The sequence below is a fragment of the Hyphomicrobium zavarzinii ATCC 27496 genome (assembly GCF_000383415.1).
Classification (GTDB): Bacteria; Pseudomonadota; Alphaproteobacteria; order Rhizobiales; family Hyphomicrobiaceae; genus Hyphomicrobium_C; species Hyphomicrobium_C zavarzinii.
This window is the reverse complement of record NZ_KB911264.1, coordinates 68,934-86,032: the sequence shown is the minus strand read 5'-3', so window position 1 is coordinate 86,032 and position 17,099 is coordinate 68,934. Positions and strand designations below refer to the sequence as shown.

Here is a 17,099-nt window from a genome sequence, read left to right as displayed (position 1 = left end):
GCTGACAGAGAACGCCGGATCTTGGGGGGGGTGATGCAACTCTCTATCGCTTGTATCCGGGCAGGCGGCGCAGGAGATCCTCGATGGGATTGTCCACCCAGGCTTGCGTGACGAAGCTCCTGTGGGAGGCGTCACCGCCCGCGAGGAACGCCACATCGCCTTGATGAAGGGGGCGGTCCAACTCGGTCGCGTAGTCGATATCGCGTGCGCTCAGGGCTTCGGCCAGCTCAGAGTTCTTCTCGCGCGTGGAGCCAAGGTAGGCGCTCACGAAGAAGGCCGAGCGATCGTTCTCGATCCAGGACGTGAACTTGCCGAGCTCTCCATAGAGTGCGTCGAGCAGCACCACTCCGCGCAGGCGCTTTTTGAGGCCGCCGTTGATGGCGCAGGATGCGGCAGCGAGATAACCGCCGCTGTAGGCGACGAAGATGACGGGGCTCGATGCGAAGCTGCGCACGCTCTTGGGATCGCCGTGCAGCTTGGCAAGGGCTTCGGCCGCCTCTCCCATGAAACGCCCGAAGGCGCCCGGCTCCCAGAAGCGCCCCGCGCTCGAGTCCGCGGCATCGACCGCGAACTGGGGTGCGATCAGAACGGCGTTGGCGCCGGACTTCGAAATCTGGTCGGCCACGCGCTGGCGGCGCAGGACGTCGCGCTCGAGGGTTGCGCCATGGCCGTGAAAGAACACGATCATGAGCGACGGGCGGCGGACGTCGAACCCTTTGGGGATGTGAAGCAGGACGCGGTTGTCGCTGTAAGTCTCGTCTTCCCAGTAGAGGCGGCCATAGGGGGTGGAGTGGCCCCGCCGGCCGTCCTGCTCGATGTTGAGGAAGGGCTTGCCGGTGCCGGGGACGTTTCCGCGGTAGGGGAAGGGCGAGGTCTGAAAGGCGACGAGGCTCGTCCTAGCCTGCTTCAGAGGGCCGGAGCGGGACTGGACCTGATGGGGCTGGGGAACCGCGGCCTGGGTGCCGGCGCGCGCTCCCCGCGCTTCGGCCCATGATGGAGCGGACGCCAGCAAGGCCACGAGGCCTGCGGCGAGTGCCACTCCAACTCTGATGCCGGAAAAGCCGGCTCGGGGCCTCATAAGTCTCTAGTTCCGCTGCGAATTGGGATGCTACGGCCGAGGTTCGCTGGACCTGCCGCGCCTGCTTGTCGTGAAGAAACAACCCTAGGCTCGGAATGGTTTCACGAAGCTTGATGCCTGTTTCATTGGGCATAGCGGCCAATCGTGTCGACATCTGGGAGGGGGCCGGGGAGCTGCCGGTGTGCCCATCGGACACGCAAACGGTGCAAATCTGCCACTCGTTTACGCTCATTTTGTTCCTCTGCTTGTTGATCCGTGATCCCACTCATAGGGTAGGGGCCGTTCAGGGGCTCGGTTACATCAGGACGCGTCGCTACTCATTTCGCTTCTCGTTTTCTCAGCGCGAACCGCCGGGAAAGCTCACGTGCCAACCCCTTACGCTTCACGGGTTTCTTCATGACATCGTCCGCTCCTGGATCGACTCCGGCTGCCGAGCCAGCCGTGCCGGACAGGCGAACAGTCTCTACTGCGACGGCAACGGCCATCGCGATTGCCGACATGATCGGCATCGGCGTTTTCACGAGCCTCGGGTTTCAGCTCGCAGCCATTCCGTCGGGTTTTTCGATCCTCATGCTCTGGATCGTCGGCGGCGCGGCGGCGCTTTGCGGCGCGCTCGCCTATGCGGAGCTCGCGGTGGCGTTTCCGCGTTCGGGCGGCGAGTACAACTTCCTATCGCGCATCTATCATCCCGCGCTCGGCTTCATGGCCGGCTGGATCTCGGCCACCGTGGGCTTCGCCGCGCCGGTGGCACTCGCCGCGATGGCGTTCGGCCAGTACTTCGCGGGCGTCGTTCCGGGTGCTCCGCCCCTCTTCGTCGGTCTGGCGGTCGCCTGGGCGGTGACGCTGATCCTGCTGTCGGGCGCCAAGCTCAGCACGACGTTCCAGAACGTCTCTACGCTCATCAAGGTTGCGCTGATCGCGGTGTTCATCATCGCGGGCTTCTCGGTTGCGGAGCCGCAGCCCATCTCGTTTCTACCGCAGCCTGGCGATATCGGTCACATCCTGAGCGCGCCTTTCGCGGTCAGCCTCGTGTTCGTGATGTATTCCTACTCGGGCTGGAACGCGGCGACCTACATCGCGGGTGACGTGCGCACGCCGGAGCGGAGCATTCCGGTCGCCATGCTGGTCGCCACGCTGATCGTGGTGCTGCTCTATGTGCTGCTCAACGCGGTGTTCCTCTACACGACGCCGATGGCTGCGATGACGGGCCAGCTCAACGTGGCGCAAGTTGCGGGCGAGCATATTTTCGGCGCAACCGGCGGGCGGATCGTGGCCGGGCTCATTTGCGTCGGGCTCGTCTCCGCGATCAGCGCGATGATGTGGATCGGGCCGCGCGTGACGGTGGCCATGGGCGAAGATTTTCCGCTGCTCTCGCTCTTCTCTCAGCGCTCGCGCAGCGGCGTGCCGACGATTGCGCTGCTCTTCCAGATCAGCGTCGTAACGGTGCTTCTGCTCACGCAGAGCTTCGAGACGGTGCTGGAGTTCATCCAGTTCAGCCTGACGCTGTGCTCGTTCCTCGCGGTGCTCGGCGTCATGGTGCTGCGCGTGACGCAGCCGGGGCTGCCTCGTCCCTACAGGGTTTGGGCCTATCCGCTGACGCCGCTCGTCTTCCTCGGCGTCACCGGTTTCATGATGTACTACCTTTTTTCGGAGCGCCCGCTGCAATCGCTGGCGAGCCTCGGTCTGATGGCCTCGGGGCTCGTTCTCTTCTTCCTGTCAAAACGGGATTTCGTGCGCGGCGAAGCTCTTCAACGCGCGGTCAAGGGATGATCAAGAACATGATACGCAAAGCGGCACTTCTGGCGGCCGTGCTCATGGTGCTGCCGTTCGCGGCCCAGGCACAAGCGCCCCACGCGACGGCCGACGATACGGCGCGCATTCTGGCGGGAATGCAGCCCTCCTCGGGATCGCCGCTCGAACCATTCACGCGCGAGACGTCGTGGCAATCGCACGCCAAGTATTTCGACAAGGCGTGGGCGCAGCTCGACGAGCGCCAGCTCAGCAAGATCCGCACCTGGTCGGCGAAGAACGTGCCGAACCGCAAGCCGGTCCTGTTCTACATGTTCAGCGGCCCGGACTTCCTTTATGCGGATGCGTTCTTCAGCGGCGCTTCGACCTATGTTCTCTCGGGGCTCGAGCCTGTCGGGCAAGTGCCGGATCTCACGGCTCTGACGCCCAAGGCGCTGGGGCAGGAGCTGCGCGGCCTGCAGGGCTCGCTGAACTCCGTGCTGAGCTTCAGCTTCTTCATCACCAAGAAGATGAAGACCGAGCTGCGCGACGGGCGGCTCACCGGCACGCTTCCGATCCTCTACACGTTCCTGGCGCGCAGCGGGAAGACCATCAGCTCCACCACGCTCGTCTCGCTCAATCCGGACGGCACGGTAACCCCGCTCGACGGCGCGATCGCCAAGGGCGCGAGCCCGGGCGCGAAAATCGAGTTCTCGACGCCGGGCGGGCCGACGCAGACGCTCTACTATTTCAACACGGACCTCTCTGACGGCGGCATCAAGACGAGCGGCTTTCTGACGTTCTGCAAGGGGCTTGGGCAGGGTGACAGTTTCGTGAAGAGCGCGTCGTACCTGATGCACTCGGACAACTTCTCTCTGGTCCGCGGTTTCCTCGTCGAGAACACCTCGACGCTGGTGCAGGACGATTCCGGAATTCCGCTGCGGTTCCTGGATGAGAAGGACTGGCGGCTCCAAAGCTTCGGCCGGTACCTCAATCCGCTGGGTATTTTTCCCAGAACTTACCAGCCGAAAATGAAGGACCTTTTTGCCAAGGGACGCGCGCAGCCTCTGGATTTCGGCATCGGCTACCGGTGGAGGCCGAACGAATCCAACTTGCTGCTTGCGGTGCGCGAAAGCATGGCGAAGGCCGAGATCAAGCCGTGAGCCGCGCTTCGTTTCGGTGGTGACGCCTGTTCGGAAGGCTGTGCGGGCCTGAGATCCGCGCGGCGGCAGGTCTGGGCGCTTCCGGCAGTTTCCCTTTTTTGCCGGGACGTTGCGGGGCTTTGCCTATCTTCAGTCCACATTATACCTTATCGCCGTCACGCGATTTCACCGGGGGATTTCATTCAGGGCATGTTCAGGCGCCAGGGCGGATTTCCGGCATCGGGCGCGGGCATGCCGCGTACATGTTGAGCGGCCAAGTTTAGGTCTCGATGCGCGCCTCTCCGCGTGCATTCCAAACGATCAGGCTGCTGTCGAGCTAGGGAGGGTCTCGTGGCCACCGTCGTCACTGTTCACGGCACATTCGCGCGCACGGGCGGAATGGCGGATGCGCTGAACATCGGAGAGCAGGGCGAGCCCCAGTGGTGGCAGGAAGGCAGCTCTTTCGACGCCGACCTCCAGGCGTTTGTGAAGGGCGCGGACGGGCCCTTGCACTTCATCCCGTTCACGTGGAGCTCGATCAACAGCGAGATGGACCGGCGTGCGGCGGGAAGCGATCTCCTGCATGTGATGCGCCAGCTCGATGCGCAGGGCGAGCCTTATTGCGTCGTGGGGCACAGCCACGGCGGCTCGGTGATCGCCTCGGCGCTGATCGAGAGCGTTGCCCGCAAGCGGCCGCTCACGCATCTCAGAAAGTGGATCACCGTCGGTACGCCGTTCGTCGGGATGCGCAAGGAGCGCTTCCTGTTCTCGCGCCTCACCCTCTCGCGCAAGGTGATGTTCGTCGCCTCGTTCATGCTGTTCATGATGTTTCTGTTCTACGTCGGCGCGGAGGCGCTCGACGACGCGCAGCATTTCCGCAACGAGCGCTACTACACGGCGATCCTATTTTCCGGCGTGATGATGACGCTGCCGATGTTGTTCTTCTATCTCGTGTTCCGCTTCTTCGATAACCGGGAGCTGATGGGATACAGCATGGGCGCGGTGCAACGCGCCAAGGAGCACTATCAGGACAAGTGGCTGCCGCTTTGCCACAAGGATGACGAGGCGGTGCAGGGGCTTCGTTTCCTGCCCAAGGTGAAGGTGCACTTCTTCGAGCAGGATTTTGCCACCTCCATGCTGACGAAGGCGGCGATCATCGCGCTGCCGCTGCTCTACCTATTCGCCGTCACGTCGGCGCCGATCATGCTCACCATCTCGGATTTTCTGCAGACGCGGGTCTACGACGTGCAGGAGCTCGCCGTGGAAAACACGCCGGTGACGCAAGCGCGCGATGAGCTTCGTGGTCTTGCGCGCCGCATGCGGGAGGCACATCAGCAGGCGGAGCGCGGAGGTCTCGAACCGGCGGCGGCAGAGGATGCGCGCCGCCGTGCCGACGACCTGAGACGCCAGCTCGGTGAGAAGCGGCGGCAGGTTGAGCAGAACTTCCCGCAGCTCGCCGACGTGGAGCGGGCGCAACGCTTCAAGCGCCGGTTCCTTATGCGCGATCGCAAGCCGTGCGATCAGGGGAGGCTGTGCGGGCTCGGCCACGACTATGCGCTGAACAGCAAGCTGCTGTTCCACGTGGTGACCGACGAGCTGTCGTCGGCGGTGGTGGATGACGAGATGTTCTCGGGCGCGGTGGGCGGCATCATTCGCCTTCTCATCCCGATCGTGCTCGTGCCGCTGGTATTCGCCGCGATCGCGCTCGTCATCCTCGCGATCATCCAGTACATCGCCTCGCATGTGAGCGCGTGGCTGAGCCGTGTTCTCAACTATCTCACGCTCGCGGAAGTGAAGCGCTCGACGTTCGGAAACGACACCGAGGGCGAGATCGTCGTGGGCGCGGACTACGGGCCGTCATGGCTCGATCCGGTGACGTGCCTGCTGCCCACCGACGTGACGGACGAGATCTCCACCCACAGCAACGCCATGGCGGCGCAGTCGATCGCCAAGTTCCGCAACGCGATCAGCACGCTGGCGTTCGCGGAGGGCGAGGATACGAAATCGGGTCTGATCGCCAACTATCTGTCTTGGAAGGAGCTGGTGCACACGAGCTATTTCGACGTGCACGAGTTCCGCAAGATCATCGTGCAGGCGATCAGCCAGTCTGAAGGTTTCGCGCCGACGGACGAGTTCAAGCGGGACGGCGATTTCGACCGCACCACGATGTGGCTGGCGGAGCTCGGAAAGAAACTCGACACCGCGAGCCCGGAAACAGGGCTCGTGGCGGGCGCGCCGCCGCCGCCAGTGACGACGTTCCCGACCTGATCGCCGCCCGCGGGATGCGGGCCGCGATCAGGACTTGATCTCCAGGAACTCGACCTCGGGATTGCGGCCGGCGTTGTAGTTGAGCGTGAAAATCGAGCCCGGCAGGTAGACGTAATCGCCATCGAGATCGGTGGCGATGTACGAGCGGTTCTGCTCGATGAACTTCTTGAGCGCAGCCGGATCCTTCGAGCGGATCCAGCGCACGGCATCGCAAGGCGCCGGGTCGAAATCGGTCTTGAGTCCGTACTCGTGGGTCAGGCGGTCGGCCAGCACGTCGAGCTGAAGGGCACCGATCACGCCGACCACCGGCTGGGTTCCGTCGAGCGGGCTGAAAACCTGCACGACGCCTTCCTCCGCCATCTCGCGCATCGCGTCCTTGAGCTTCTTGGCCTTGATGGCGTCCTCGAGCCTGATGCGGCGCAGGATCTCGGGCGCAAAGCTCGGAATACCGAGAAAGGTGATGTCCTCGCCTTCGGTCAGCGCGTCTCCGATGCGCAACGTGCCGCGGTTCGGAATGCCCACCACGTCTCCCGCATAGGCTTCCTCGGCGATGGAGCGATCCTGCGCGAAGAAGAACTGCGGCGCGGAGAGCGCCATGGTCTTCCCGGAGCGCACGTGCTTCACCTTCATTCCGCGCGAGAGCTTGCCCGAGCAGACGCGCATGAAGGCGATGCGGTCGCGGTGGTTGGGATCCATGTTAGCCTGGATCTTGAAGATGATGCCGGTCATGGCCGGCTCCGTCGCCTTGATCTCGCGCGTGGCGGCATGTTGCGTGCGGGGCGGTGGCGCAAAGGTCTTGAGCGCGTCGAGCACGTCACGAACGCCGAAGTTCTTCAGCGCCGAGCCGAAGTACACCGGCGTCAGCGCGCCGTGCTGGAACTGCTCGAGATCGAACTTGCCGCAGGCTTCGAGCGCGAGCCCTATCTCCTCGCGCCAGCGCTGGTAGGCGTCGGGCTCCAGTAGCTCGGCGAACAGGGGATCGTTCGGGCCGGTGACGGGCTGGCCGTCGTAGTCCTGGTCGAGACGGCGCACGCGCGGCTGGTAGAGATCGTAGGTGCCGCGGAACTCGCGACCCTGGCCGATCGGCCAGACCATCGGCGCGGTGTCGAGCGCCAGCATCTTCTCGATCTCGTCGAGAAGATCGAGCGGGTCGCGGCTTTCGCGGTCCATCTTGTTGACGAAGGTGACGATCGGGATGTCGCGCATGCGGCAGATTTCGAACAGTTTGCGCGTGCGGGTCTCGATGCCGCGCGCGGCGTCGATCACCATGATCGCGCTGTCGACAGCGGTCAGCGTGCGGTAGGTGTCGTCGGAGAAGTCCTCGTGACCGGGCGTGTCGAGCAGGTTGAAGACGGCGCCGCCGTACTCGAACGTCATCACCGAGGTCGCGACGGAGATGCCGCGTGCCTTTTCGATTGCCATCCAGTCGGAGCGGGTTGCGCGTCCGTCCTTCTTGGCTTTCACCTGGCCCGCGAGCTGGATTGCGCCGCCGAACAGCAGCAGCTTTTCGGTGAGAGTCGTCTTGCCGGCGTCCGGATGCGAGATGATCGCGAACGTGCGGCGGCGGTTGATCTCGGTGGCGAGCTTCTGGCCTTCGGACCCGGAAGTCTTCGCGGATGGTGCCGACGCGGCCTCTCCCTGGGGCGAGGGCGTGTCTGCCACACTGTTTTCATTCATTAATTTGCTGAGTCCTGCTCAGAATAGCGGTTTGCCGGGCTCTATAGCACCGTTTGGCCGGAAAGCGAGAATCCCTCTTTCGGCGCGATTTAAGCGAGCTCGGCCAGGAGGCATTTCAGGACACCGTAGTTGAAACGGCCGTCGAGGGCGGCGTGGGCGGGGCCAAGCTTTCCGCTGTCCACGGTGCCGAGCCGCTCGAACACGCCATGGATCTCGTCGAGATCCTCGGGCTCGAGATCGAGCACGTCGCTCATTGAGACGACGCCGGCTTCGATGGCCTCGGCAAAATGGGTGTAGACGGTGCCGACATCAAGGCCGCGCTCGGCGGCGATCTCGTCCGCGCTGCGGCCTGCGAGATGCAACGCGAGCGTCTGGTTGATGGTCGGCGAGAGCCGGTTGTTCAGCACCGGGTTCGGGCGGAAGGCGGAGACCGTTTCCAGGAACGCCTTGCCGTAGCGCTTGATCTTGCTTGCTCCGAGGCCGGTGATGCCGTGCAGGCCCTCCTCGTCGGCAGGGCGCTGGGTGGCAAGCTCGAGCAGCGTGGTGTCGTGGCAGATGACGTAAGGCGGAAGCTTGGCCTCTGTCGCGAGACGGAGGCGGAGCGCGCGCAGGGCGTCGTAAAGCGGCCGGTCGGCCGCATCCACCTTCTGGGTTGCAGCGGAGCTGCCCTTGCCTTTTGTTTTCCGCTCTTTCGTCGGCGCGAGACGTTGCAGGAACCGCTCCTCGCCGCGGAGCAGTGGGCGCGCCTTCTCGGTGAGCTGAAGCGTGCCGTGACCCTCGTCGTCGGACGCCAGGTAGCCGAGGGCTGTGAGCTGGCGGAACAGGCTGCGCCAGACCGAGGCGTCAGTGTCCTTGCCAATGCCCCAAACGGACAAGCGGTCGTGGCCGTTGCGGTAGGCGCGCTCGTTCTCCTTGCCGATCAGCACGTCGATCAGATAAGCGACGCCGAAATTCTGTCCGGTGCGGTAGACGGTGGAGAGCGCCATCTGCGCGGGCACCGTGCCGTCGACCGTTTGCGGCGGGTTGAGGCAGTTGTCGCAATTTCCGCAGGGGGGCGAACCGGTCTCGCCGAAGTAGGAGAGAATGAGCTGGCGGCGGCAGGACGCGGCTTCGCAGAGGCCGACGAGGGCATCGAGCTTTTGGCGCTGGGCGCGTTTGAAGAGGTCGGATCCTTCGCTGCTCGCGATCCATTGCGTCTGCTGGACGATGTCCTGCATGCCGTAGGCGAGCCAGGTGTTGGCCGGCTCTCCGTCGCGGCCCGCGCGTCCGGTCTCCTGGTAGTAAGCCTCCATGGAGCGGGGCAGATTGAGGTGGGCGACGAAGCGGACGTCGGGCTTGTCGATGCCCATGCCGAAAGCGATGGTCGCCACGATGACGATGCCGTCGTCCTTCAGGAAGCGCTCCTGCGCTGCGCGGCGCACCTCGGGCTCCAGGCCCGCGTGATAGGCGAGTGCGGTGCGTCCTTTGCGGGTGAGCCAGGCGGCCGTCTCCTCCACCATCTTGCGGGAAAGGCAGTAGACGATGCCGGCGTCGTTTGGGTGTTCGGACTCGATGAACGACCAGAGCCGCTCGCGCGCGCTGATGGAGCCCATCTCGGCGATGGTGTAGCGGATATTGGGGCGATCGAAGCTCGCGACGAAGCGGCGGGCGTTCTCGAGCCGGAGCTCGCTCGCTATCTCCTCCCGCGTGCGGTCGTCGGCGGTGGCGGTGAGCGCGATGCGGGGCGTGTTCGGAAAGCGCTCGGCCAGCACCTTGAGCTGGCGGTACTCTGGGCGGAAATCGTGTCCCCACTGGGAGACGCAGTGCGCTTCATCGATGGCGAACAGCGCGATGGTCGCGCGATCGAGAAGGCGGAGGGTGCGGTCCTGCACGAGGCGCTCGGGGGCCACGTACAGGAGGTCCAGCTCGCCGGTAACGAGCTGGCGCTCGATGGCGTCCTGCTGGCTACGGTCCTGCGAGGAGTTGAGGAAGGCCGCCCTGACGCCCGCTTCCTTGAGGGCGTCCACCTGGTCCTGCATCAAGGCGATGAGAGGTGACACCACGAGGCCGGTGCCGCGCCGCACGAGCGCAGGGATCTGATAGCAAAGTGACTTGCCGCCGCCTGTCGGCATCAGTGCGAGGACGTCGCCGCCGCCAACGAGGGTTTCGATGATGTCGGCCTGGTGGGGGCGGAAGCTCGTGTAGCCGAATACCTCCTCGAGCACGTGCTGCGCCTCGGCGAGGCTCGGCGCGGGTGCGAGGGGGGCAAGCGACGGCTTTTTCCGCAGGGCGGCAGGCGGCATGAAGAAATCCTGGGCGGCGAGCGGCCGGCGGAACGTGAACTCTCGGATGCCTGGAGGCTAGCGCGATTCTCGATGGGCGCCGGAGTGAGGCTTCGCGCTGTCCCGTGGTTTTTCCGAGCGTTGAGGGCGCGGGTTGCCGTATCGGGTCGCGCTGCGATGCCGTACACTCGCGGAGCGCCAGGGGTCCAATTTCACCCCGCCCTCCATGGCGCCACTCGCCGGGAGGGGGGCGGCCCGAATATGCCGAATAAGGCCGCAGGGTCCCTGGCGTCCGCAACCTCTGTGCATAACCTTGAACACGATAGACGTCGCCATCGGCTTGGATTGCGGCCGTTTTGCCGGGTTTTCCTATGTCGGTGCGTAATCGGTGGGCATTACCGGTTGCCGTTGCGCAACAGAAGTTTTCGAATCGTTACCGTATCCGTCTGCCGTCTTCTCAATGGGGGCGTTGATTTGCGAGAATCAGGCTACGCGTCTGTTTGAGATTTGCTGATATTGCACGATTGATGATTTTGGGGATTGGCCGATGACGTATATCCGTTTCAAATGGTCCATTACCGGCTTGTTCGCCCTTGTTGCGGCGAGTGCGGCCATGGCGCCCGGAAGTGCTCAGGCTCAGTCGCCCTGCTACTATTACGATACCTTCAGCGGCAGCTACGTGTCGGCCTACTCGGAGTGTAACGAATCCGCCTCCGGTACCTCGGCCGTTGGCGCCAATCTCTCGGCGATCGGCGAAGGCTTCGTTCAGCAGCAGCTCAACATCGGATTTGGCGGCTTCACGAGCCCGACGGGACGTCTGCGCCATACTGAGCATGACGGCCTCACCGAGAAAAGCACCGGGATCCGCACGAACGGCTTCGAGATCGACGAAGGTTCGGTTTTCGCGAACGGCAGCTACGACCTGCCCGGCACCTATTTCGGCGGCAAGGTCAGGGTCAACGGCCTGCTCGGTTACAATCGCCTGTCGCTCGATCTGGATCGGGCGCCTGGTGACGTGACCGCAGGCAAGACCGACATCGACGCCTTCATCTACGGCGGCAGCTATCTGTGGAGCCAGGGTTCGTTCTACAGCATGACGCTCATCATCGGGGTCTCGGGCGATGCCGATGCTATCGATAGCCTCTCCGGCGGCCGCTACTCTTACGATCTCTCGGGTTACTTCTCGAACAGCGTGATGGGTTACACGTTCGATTGGCCTGGTAACGGCTGGAAGTTCGACCTGCGCGGCGCCCTCGGCCACTACGACATCCATACCGACCGCTTCGCGTTCGCCAACGGCCTCGGTACGATCAAGGGCGTGAGCGAAGCTTGGAGCGGCTCGATCACGGGCACCCTGTTCACCGTGTTCGATTACAATGGTGGCACCATGCGGCCCTACATCCTCGCCTCGTACAAGAACGTGTTCGACGAGGACATCAAGGTGAAGGGCGACTTCGTTGCCGAGTTCGAGCAGGCAAACGATTTCGGCAAGGTCGAGGTCGGCTTCGACTATGTGCAGGGGATCCTGACTTACGGCGCGGCCGGCTACACCGAGTTCTCGTCCGACGAGAGCACCTTCGGCGGGCGCCTGGGCGTCTCGATCAAGCTGCAGTAGCCGCCGCCCCGTCGGATTGGTTAAGGTTTTCGAGGCGGGCATGTCCGACATGCCCGCCTCTTTTGTTTCCGATTTTTTCGAGCGTCCCTTTCCTGTATCGCAGGGAACAGACCGGCTTAACTCGCTGTGGTCATTTGGCTATCAAGCGCGGAGGGTTAACAGCCCCCGCCGTAAGATCCGTCAACCGAGGTGGCTGCCGCCACTGGTCAGCAATGGTCCTGCGGGGTATATTGCTGCTGTATTTCAGGAGGTTCCGATGTCGTCTCTTTCATTTCGATCGAGAGCCTTTTCACTTAGTGCTCTCGCTATTTTCGCGCTTTCCGTCAGCGCATCCGGGCCCATCAACGTCGCATCTGCCGATCAGGCCGGCTCTCCGTCGGTTCAGCAGATCATCGATGCCCTGAAGCCGCGCAAGACGCGCGGGCTTTCCGTCAAGCCGACGCAGGCCGAGGTCGAGCGCGCGAAGGTCATCGACGATCTCAAAACCAAGGCCGCCAGCCGCGGGCTTTCCGTCCCTGAGCGCGAGGAACTCGCCAAGGCGGTCAGCGACAAGCCTTCGCTCGATTTCGTGATCTATTTCGATTTCAACTCGGCCACGATCTCGAGCCGCTCGAAGGCGTCGCTCGATGCCCTCGGCACCGCGCTCCAGGACGACTCACTCAAGGGTGCGTCGATCATGGTGGCGGGGCACACCGATGCCAAGGGACGTTCGGAGTACAACCAGACGCTCTCCGAGCGCCGTGCGGATTCGGTTCGCAAGTATCTCAACGACAAGTTCAACATTCCGACCGGCGACCTCACGGTCGTGGGATACGGAGCCGAGCATCTCAAGGACAAGGCCTCGCCCTACGCCAGCGTCAACCGCCGGGTGCAGATCGTGAACCTGACGGACGCCAAGGCGGCTTCGGCGAGCAAGCCGATCAGCGACCCCGCTCAGTAAGGGCGCTGATCTGATTTTCCAACTGGAAGGATAGTGCCATGCGCGCGAGCACCGTACACCTTTCCGTCCTGTCGGTGGCGCTTGCCGCCGTCATGTCGTTTGCCGTGCCGGCAGATGCTGCCGGCCGGCGTCTGGCTCTGGTGATCGGCAACTCCACGTATCAACACGTGGCGGAGCTTACGAACCCGCAGAACGACGCGACGGACGTGGCCGAGAAGCTTCGGAACCTGTCGTTCGACGTGATGTTGGGGACGAACCTCACGCGCGACCAGATGCACGAGGCCTTCAAGAAGTTCTCAGACGAGTTGAAGCCTGGAGACGAAGGCCTGTTCTTCTATGCGGGCCACGGCATCTCGCTCAGCGGCGAGAATTTCCTGATCCCCGTCGACATGCCGGGCGAGATCCAGGTTCAGGACGAGTCGCAGAGCAAGGACGCGCTCGACAAGAACCTCGTCAACATCTCTGCGGTGATCGAGCCGTTGCAGAAGGCCAAGCTCGGCATGATTTTCCTGGACGCGTGCCGCAACACGCCGTCCCGCGAGGAACTGGGTCTGCAGATCGTTGCGCAGGACGGCGAGACGCGAAAGCTGCGCTCGCTGTCGTTCAGCCGCGGCATGACCAAGGTGAACGTGCCGTCGACGAGTGGCGCGTCGGGCATTTTCCGCGCGTATGCCACGCAGCCAAACAACGTTTCGGATGACGGTGGCGGGCGCAACAGCCCGTTCACCAAGGCGCTGCTGAAGCACCTCGGCACCAAGGGCGTCGACGTGCACCAGATGATGATCAAGGTTCGTCTCGACGTGCAAAACGAGACGAACGGCCGGCAGATCCCCTGGGAAGAAAGCGCGCTGACCGACGTCTACTACTTCACGCCGACTGCGCCGGGGATGGCCGCTCCGCTGTTGCCGACCTATAAGGATTCAGGGTCGGGCTCAGGCAAAAACGCCCAGGCTCCTCGCCGCAACAAGAACGCCGGCGGTGGTGGCGGAGCGCCGAGATCAGCACGCCGCAGCGGACCGCCTCCGGGTCTCGGCGTGGGCGTCGGCGCAGGGCTCTGATCGCTCTCCAAGCGTCAAGCGAACATACAAATGCGGGCTCGAAGGGCCCGCATTTTTTGGTGGCGAAAGGTACGCCGGTGGGGCCCGCTCAGTTGGCACCGAGGCGGCGCAGCCCTTCCGCGCTGCTTTCGGCGCTGGCATCGAGCGTCAGCGCTTTTTTGTAGTCGCTTATGGCGGCGGTCTTGGAGCCACGTGCTTCGTGAATGTGGCCGCGCGTGTCCCAGATGTAGGACTTGGTCCCGTCGAGCGAGACCGCGCGGTTGGCATCCTGGAGCGCTGCGTTCAGGTCTCCGGTCTTGTAGTAGGTCCAGGCGCGGTTGTTGATGGCTTCGGCGAGCGATGGGCTTAGCTTCAGTGCCGCCGTGTAGTCGTCTATAGCCTTCGCGTAGTCGCTCTTGTCGAAGTAGGCGATGCCGCGATGATTGTAGGCGTCGGCCGTCGGCTTCAAGGCGATGGAGCGATCGTAGCTCTCGATGGCCTGGTCCGGTTCACCCTTGTCGCGAAGCGCACGGCCCAGCTTGTAGCGGACGGTAGCCTGATCGTCGTCGTTGAGGCCGCCGGATTCGAGGAGCCCTTTGCAGGCGTCCGCGGCCACATCGGCATTGGTGCTCTCGTGACAGTCGTTCCATTGGCGCGTGAGAACGTAGCGCGAGGCGAGCGGGTTCGGCCGCTTCTGTTCGCTATCGGTAGTCCCGGACGAGGGCGCGTTGAGGGCTGCCTCCACCTGTTTCTCGACCTCGGAGGGCGTCGTCTCCTGTGGCTTCTCCGCCCGCTTGGGCTCGGGAGGTGGTGGCGGCTCGGTCTTTTCGGGCGCCACGGGTGCAGGCGTCGCGGCGGGCTCGGGTTGCGGTGTGGCTGCCACAGTCGGGCCGGCAGACGGTGCGGGTGTTTCCGCCACTGGTGCGGGTTGAGGCTGCCTGGTCTCGAGGCCGATGGTTTCACGCACCGAGTCCGGCAGGTATTCGTAGGCATAGGCGCCTGCAAGCGCGATGGCGAGAACCGCGAGCCCGGCGGAGATCAGATGGGACTGGCGGTCCGCGGCAGGGACAGCGGACTTTTGCGCGGCGGCAGGCGGTGCCTCGCCGCCGCCTGCGTTCTGCATGACGACGGTGCCGGGGTGGCTTTCCTCCAGCGCGAGCGTGTAGGCGTGAACACGCTCCGGAATGTTTTTCAGGGACTGGGGGCCGGCATCGGAAAAGCGCAGCGCCATCTTGCTGGCGACGGCCTCGTGGACCGAGCGTGAGACGCAGATGCCGCCAGGAGGGGCAACCGATTCGAGGCGCGCTGCGATGTTCACGCCGTCGCCCAGGAGATCGCCGCCCTCGCGCTCCACCACGTCGCCGATGGTGATGCCGATGCGGAAGTTCATGTGGCGGCTGGGCGGATAGGCAAGATTGCGGGCTTTGAGGCTCTCCTGCACGTCCACGGCGCAGCGAACGGCTTCTACCGCGCTTTGAAACTCGGCCAGGATAGCATCGCCCGCAGTGTTGAAGATGCGGCCGCCGCCACGATCGACGAACTCGGAGAATACGGTGCGATATCCCTCGAAGCGGCGGAGGGTCTCCTCCTCGTCCTCGGCGATCAGGCGGCTGTAGCCGGCGATGTCCGCTGCGAGAATGACGGCGATCTTCCGTTTCACGCGAGGCCCCTCAAATGCTTCGTCAGGATGCGGGAGTGTTCCATAGACCGCTTGCCCGGCGCAAGCGCGGACGGCCCGAAAGGCTTATGAAATGCGGGCTCCGAGGCGCGTGTGACGAATCGCGTCTACGTCTGAGGCTTAGGGCTTTCCCTCCAGGATAAGTTTGCAGCTCCTTCTGCAAGGGCGTGCCCCGCGTAATCGAAACAAGGCCGCCAGCGCTCTCGCATTGGCGGCCTTTCTCAATTGAGGCGTCAATCGCCCAGTTTACGCGCGGGCGAGCTTGGCCGCGATCTCGGCCACATGGCGGCCCTGGAAGCGCGCGCCGGCAAGCTCGTTCTCGCTCGGCTGGCGCGAGCCGTCGCCGCCTGCGATCGTTGTGGCGCCGTATGGCGAGCCGCCGCTGATCTCCGCGAGTGTCGTCTGTCCCTGGAACGAGTACGGCAGGCCGACGATGACGAGGCCGTGGTGGAGGAGGACGGTGTGTGTGGCCAGGATCGTGCTCTCCTGGCCGCCATGCTGGGTGGCTGTCGAGGTGAAGACGGAGCCGACCTTGCCGATCAGCTTGCCCTTGAACCAGAGGCCGCCCGTCTGATCGAGAAAGTTCTTCATCTGGGCTGCCATGTTGCCGAACCGGGTCGGCGTGCCGACGATGATCGCATCGTAGTCGGCGAGTTCGTCGACGGTGGCGATGGGTGCGGCCTGGTCGAGCTTGAAGCCACTCTTCTCGGCCACCTCGCGCGGCACGATCTCGGGCACGCGTTTGATGACGGCTTCTGCGCCGGCTTCGCGGATGCCTTCGGCAACGGCCTGCGACAGCCGCTCGATGTGGCCGTAGCTCGAATAGTAGAGGACGAGGACCTTGGTCATGGTGTTTCGCTTTCGGTTCGGGTTCTGAGTTGCGTTGAAGAGCGGCGTGGCGGGCCGGGCGGAACGCGTGTGAGCGCCCGCCCGGCTGGTTTCGTCATGCGCCGATGTCGAACAGCAGGATCTCGGCGTTGTCGTTGGCGGCGATCTTCACTTCCGTCTCGTCCGTCAACGCGGCGCCGTCTCCCTGTCCGACGAGCGTGCCGTTTACGGTGACCTCGCCGCGCGTGACCTGAACCCAGACCTTGCGGCGCGGGGCCAGCGCGTGGGTCACGGCGTCACCCTTGGCGAGGTTCGCGACGTGGAGGTCGAGATCCTGGTGGATCGTCACCGCTCCGTCGCGTCCGTCGCGGGCGCCGACCAGTTGCAGACGTCCCCGCCGTTCGCCGGGCGGGAACGATTTCTGCTCGTAGCCGGGTGCGAGGTTCCGCTTCTCAGGCAGCACCCAGATCTGCAGAAAGTGCACCGGCTCGGTTGGCGAGGCATTGAACTCGCTATGGGCGATGCCCGTTCCGGCCGTCATGCGCTGAACGTCTCCGGGGCGGATGACGGATCCCGTGCCGAGGCTGTCCTTGTGCGCCAGCGCGCCGTCCAGCACGTAGGAGATGATCTCCATGTTGTCGTGGGGATGGGTGCCGAAGCCGGCCCCGCCCGTCACAACGTCCTCGTTGATGACGCGCAGGGTGCCGAAGCCCATGTGGCCCGGATCATAGTAGTGGCCGAAGGAGAAGGTGTGCTTGCTGTCGAGCCAGCCAAAGTTGCTCGCGCCGCGCTCCGTGCTTTTGCGAATGGTGATCATGGCGAGGTCTCCTTGAAGGTCCGGCGGACG

General features: G+C 64.1%; 12 protein-coding genes. 6 read left to right on the top strand and 6 right to left on the bottom strand.

Annotated elements, in window-relative coordinates:
• Positions 1–43 precede the first annotated feature (43 nt).
• A complete protein-coding gene (locus F812_RS0120730; protein ID WP_020087904.1) occupies positions 44–1,039 on the bottom strand; it encodes an alpha/beta hydrolase family protein in 996 nt (331 codons plus the stop codon).
• Between the two features lie 435 nt (positions 1,040–1,474).
• Between F812_RS0120730 and F812_RS24925 the strand changes: the two genes are divergently transcribed.
• From F812_RS24925 to F812_RS24920, 3 genes are all read left to right on the top strand, one after another.
• Complete coding sequence (locus F812_RS24925) at positions 1,475–2,848, top strand: APC family permease (protein ID WP_040498974.1); 1,374 nt, start codon at positions 1,475–1,477, stop codon at positions 2,846–2,848.
• 8 nt (positions 2,849–2,856) lie between these two features.
• Complete coding sequence (locus F812_RS0120720) at positions 2,857–3,969, top strand: hypothetical protein (protein WP_026868328.1); 1,113 nt, start codon at positions 2,857–2,859, stop codon at positions 3,967–3,969.
• Between the two features lie 330 nt (positions 3,970–4,299).
• Positions 4,300–6,216 carry a lipase family protein gene (locus F812_RS24920; RefSeq protein ID WP_020087900.1) on the top strand — a complete coding sequence of 639 codons (1,917 nt, stop codon included), beginning with the start codon at positions 4,300–4,302 and terminating at the stop codon, positions 6,214–6,216.
• Between the two features lie 27 nt (positions 6,217–6,243).
• Here the strand turns inward: F812_RS24920 and F812_RS0120710 are convergent, their stop codons facing one another.
• Both F812_RS0120710 and recQ read right to left on the bottom strand, forming a co-directional pair.
• The gene (locus F812_RS0120710) at positions 6,244–7,878 is read right to left on the bottom strand and encodes a peptide chain release factor 3 (protein ID WP_020087899.1); all 1,635 of its coding nucleotides are present in this window, start codon (positions 7,876–7,878) and stop codon (positions 6,244–6,246) included.
• A 104-nt stretch (positions 7,879–7,982) separates the two neighbouring features.
• Entirely contained in the window at positions 7,983–10,175 is a 2,193-nt protein-coding gene (recQ, locus tag F812_RS0120705; RefSeq protein WP_020087898.1) for a DNA helicase RecQ, read from the bottom strand.
• A gap of 526 nt (positions 10,176–10,701) precedes the next feature.
• Between recQ and F812_RS0120700 the strand changes: the two genes are divergently transcribed.
• The 3 genes from F812_RS0120700 to F812_RS0120690 all read left to right on the top strand — a co-directional run bounded on the left by F812_RS0120700 (position 10,702) and on the right by F812_RS0120690 (position 13,767).
• The gene (locus F812_RS0120700; RefSeq protein ID WP_020087897.1) at positions 10,702–11,769 is read left to right on the top strand and encodes a hypothetical protein; all 1,068 of its coding nucleotides are present in this window, start codon (positions 10,702–10,704) and stop codon (positions 11,767–11,769) included.
• Between the two features lie 256 nt (positions 11,770–12,025).
• Positions 12,026–12,709, top strand: coding sequence for an OmpA family protein (locus F812_RS0120695; protein WP_020087896.1), 684 nt, complete (start codon positions 12,026–12,028; stop codon positions 12,707–12,709).
• Positions 12,710–12,747: 38 nt separating this feature from the next.
• Positions 12,748–13,767, top strand: a complete 1,020-nt coding sequence (locus tag F812_RS0120690) for a caspase family protein (protein WP_026868326.1) — start codon at positions 12,748–12,750, stop codon at positions 13,765–13,767.
• 88 nt (positions 13,768–13,855) lie between these two features.
• On the opposite strand, the gene F812_RS26705 is transcribed toward F812_RS0120690, so the two are convergent.
• The 3 genes from F812_RS26705 to F812_RS0120675 all read right to left on the bottom strand — a co-directional run bounded on the left by F812_RS26705 (position 13,856) and on the right by F812_RS0120675 (position 17,069).
• On the bottom strand, positions 13,856–15,406 hold the full coding sequence (locus tag F812_RS26705; protein ID WP_020087895.1) for a tetratricopeptide repeat protein: 1,551 nt from the start codon (positions 15,404–15,406) through the stop codon (positions 13,856–13,858).
• 264 nt (positions 15,407–15,670) lie between these two features.
• Positions 15,671–16,273 carry an NAD(P)H:quinone oxidoreductase gene (gene wrbA, locus F812_RS0120680; protein ID WP_020087894.1) on the bottom strand — a complete coding sequence of 201 codons (603 nt, stop codon included), beginning with the start codon at positions 16,271–16,273 and terminating at the stop codon, positions 15,671–15,673.
• Between the two features lie 94 nt (positions 16,274–16,367).
• Positions 16,368–17,069, bottom strand: coding sequence for a pirin family protein (locus F812_RS0120675; protein ID WP_020087893.1), 702 nt, complete (start codon positions 17,067–17,069; stop codon positions 16,368–16,370).
• Positions 17,070–17,099 lie beyond the last annotated feature (30 nt).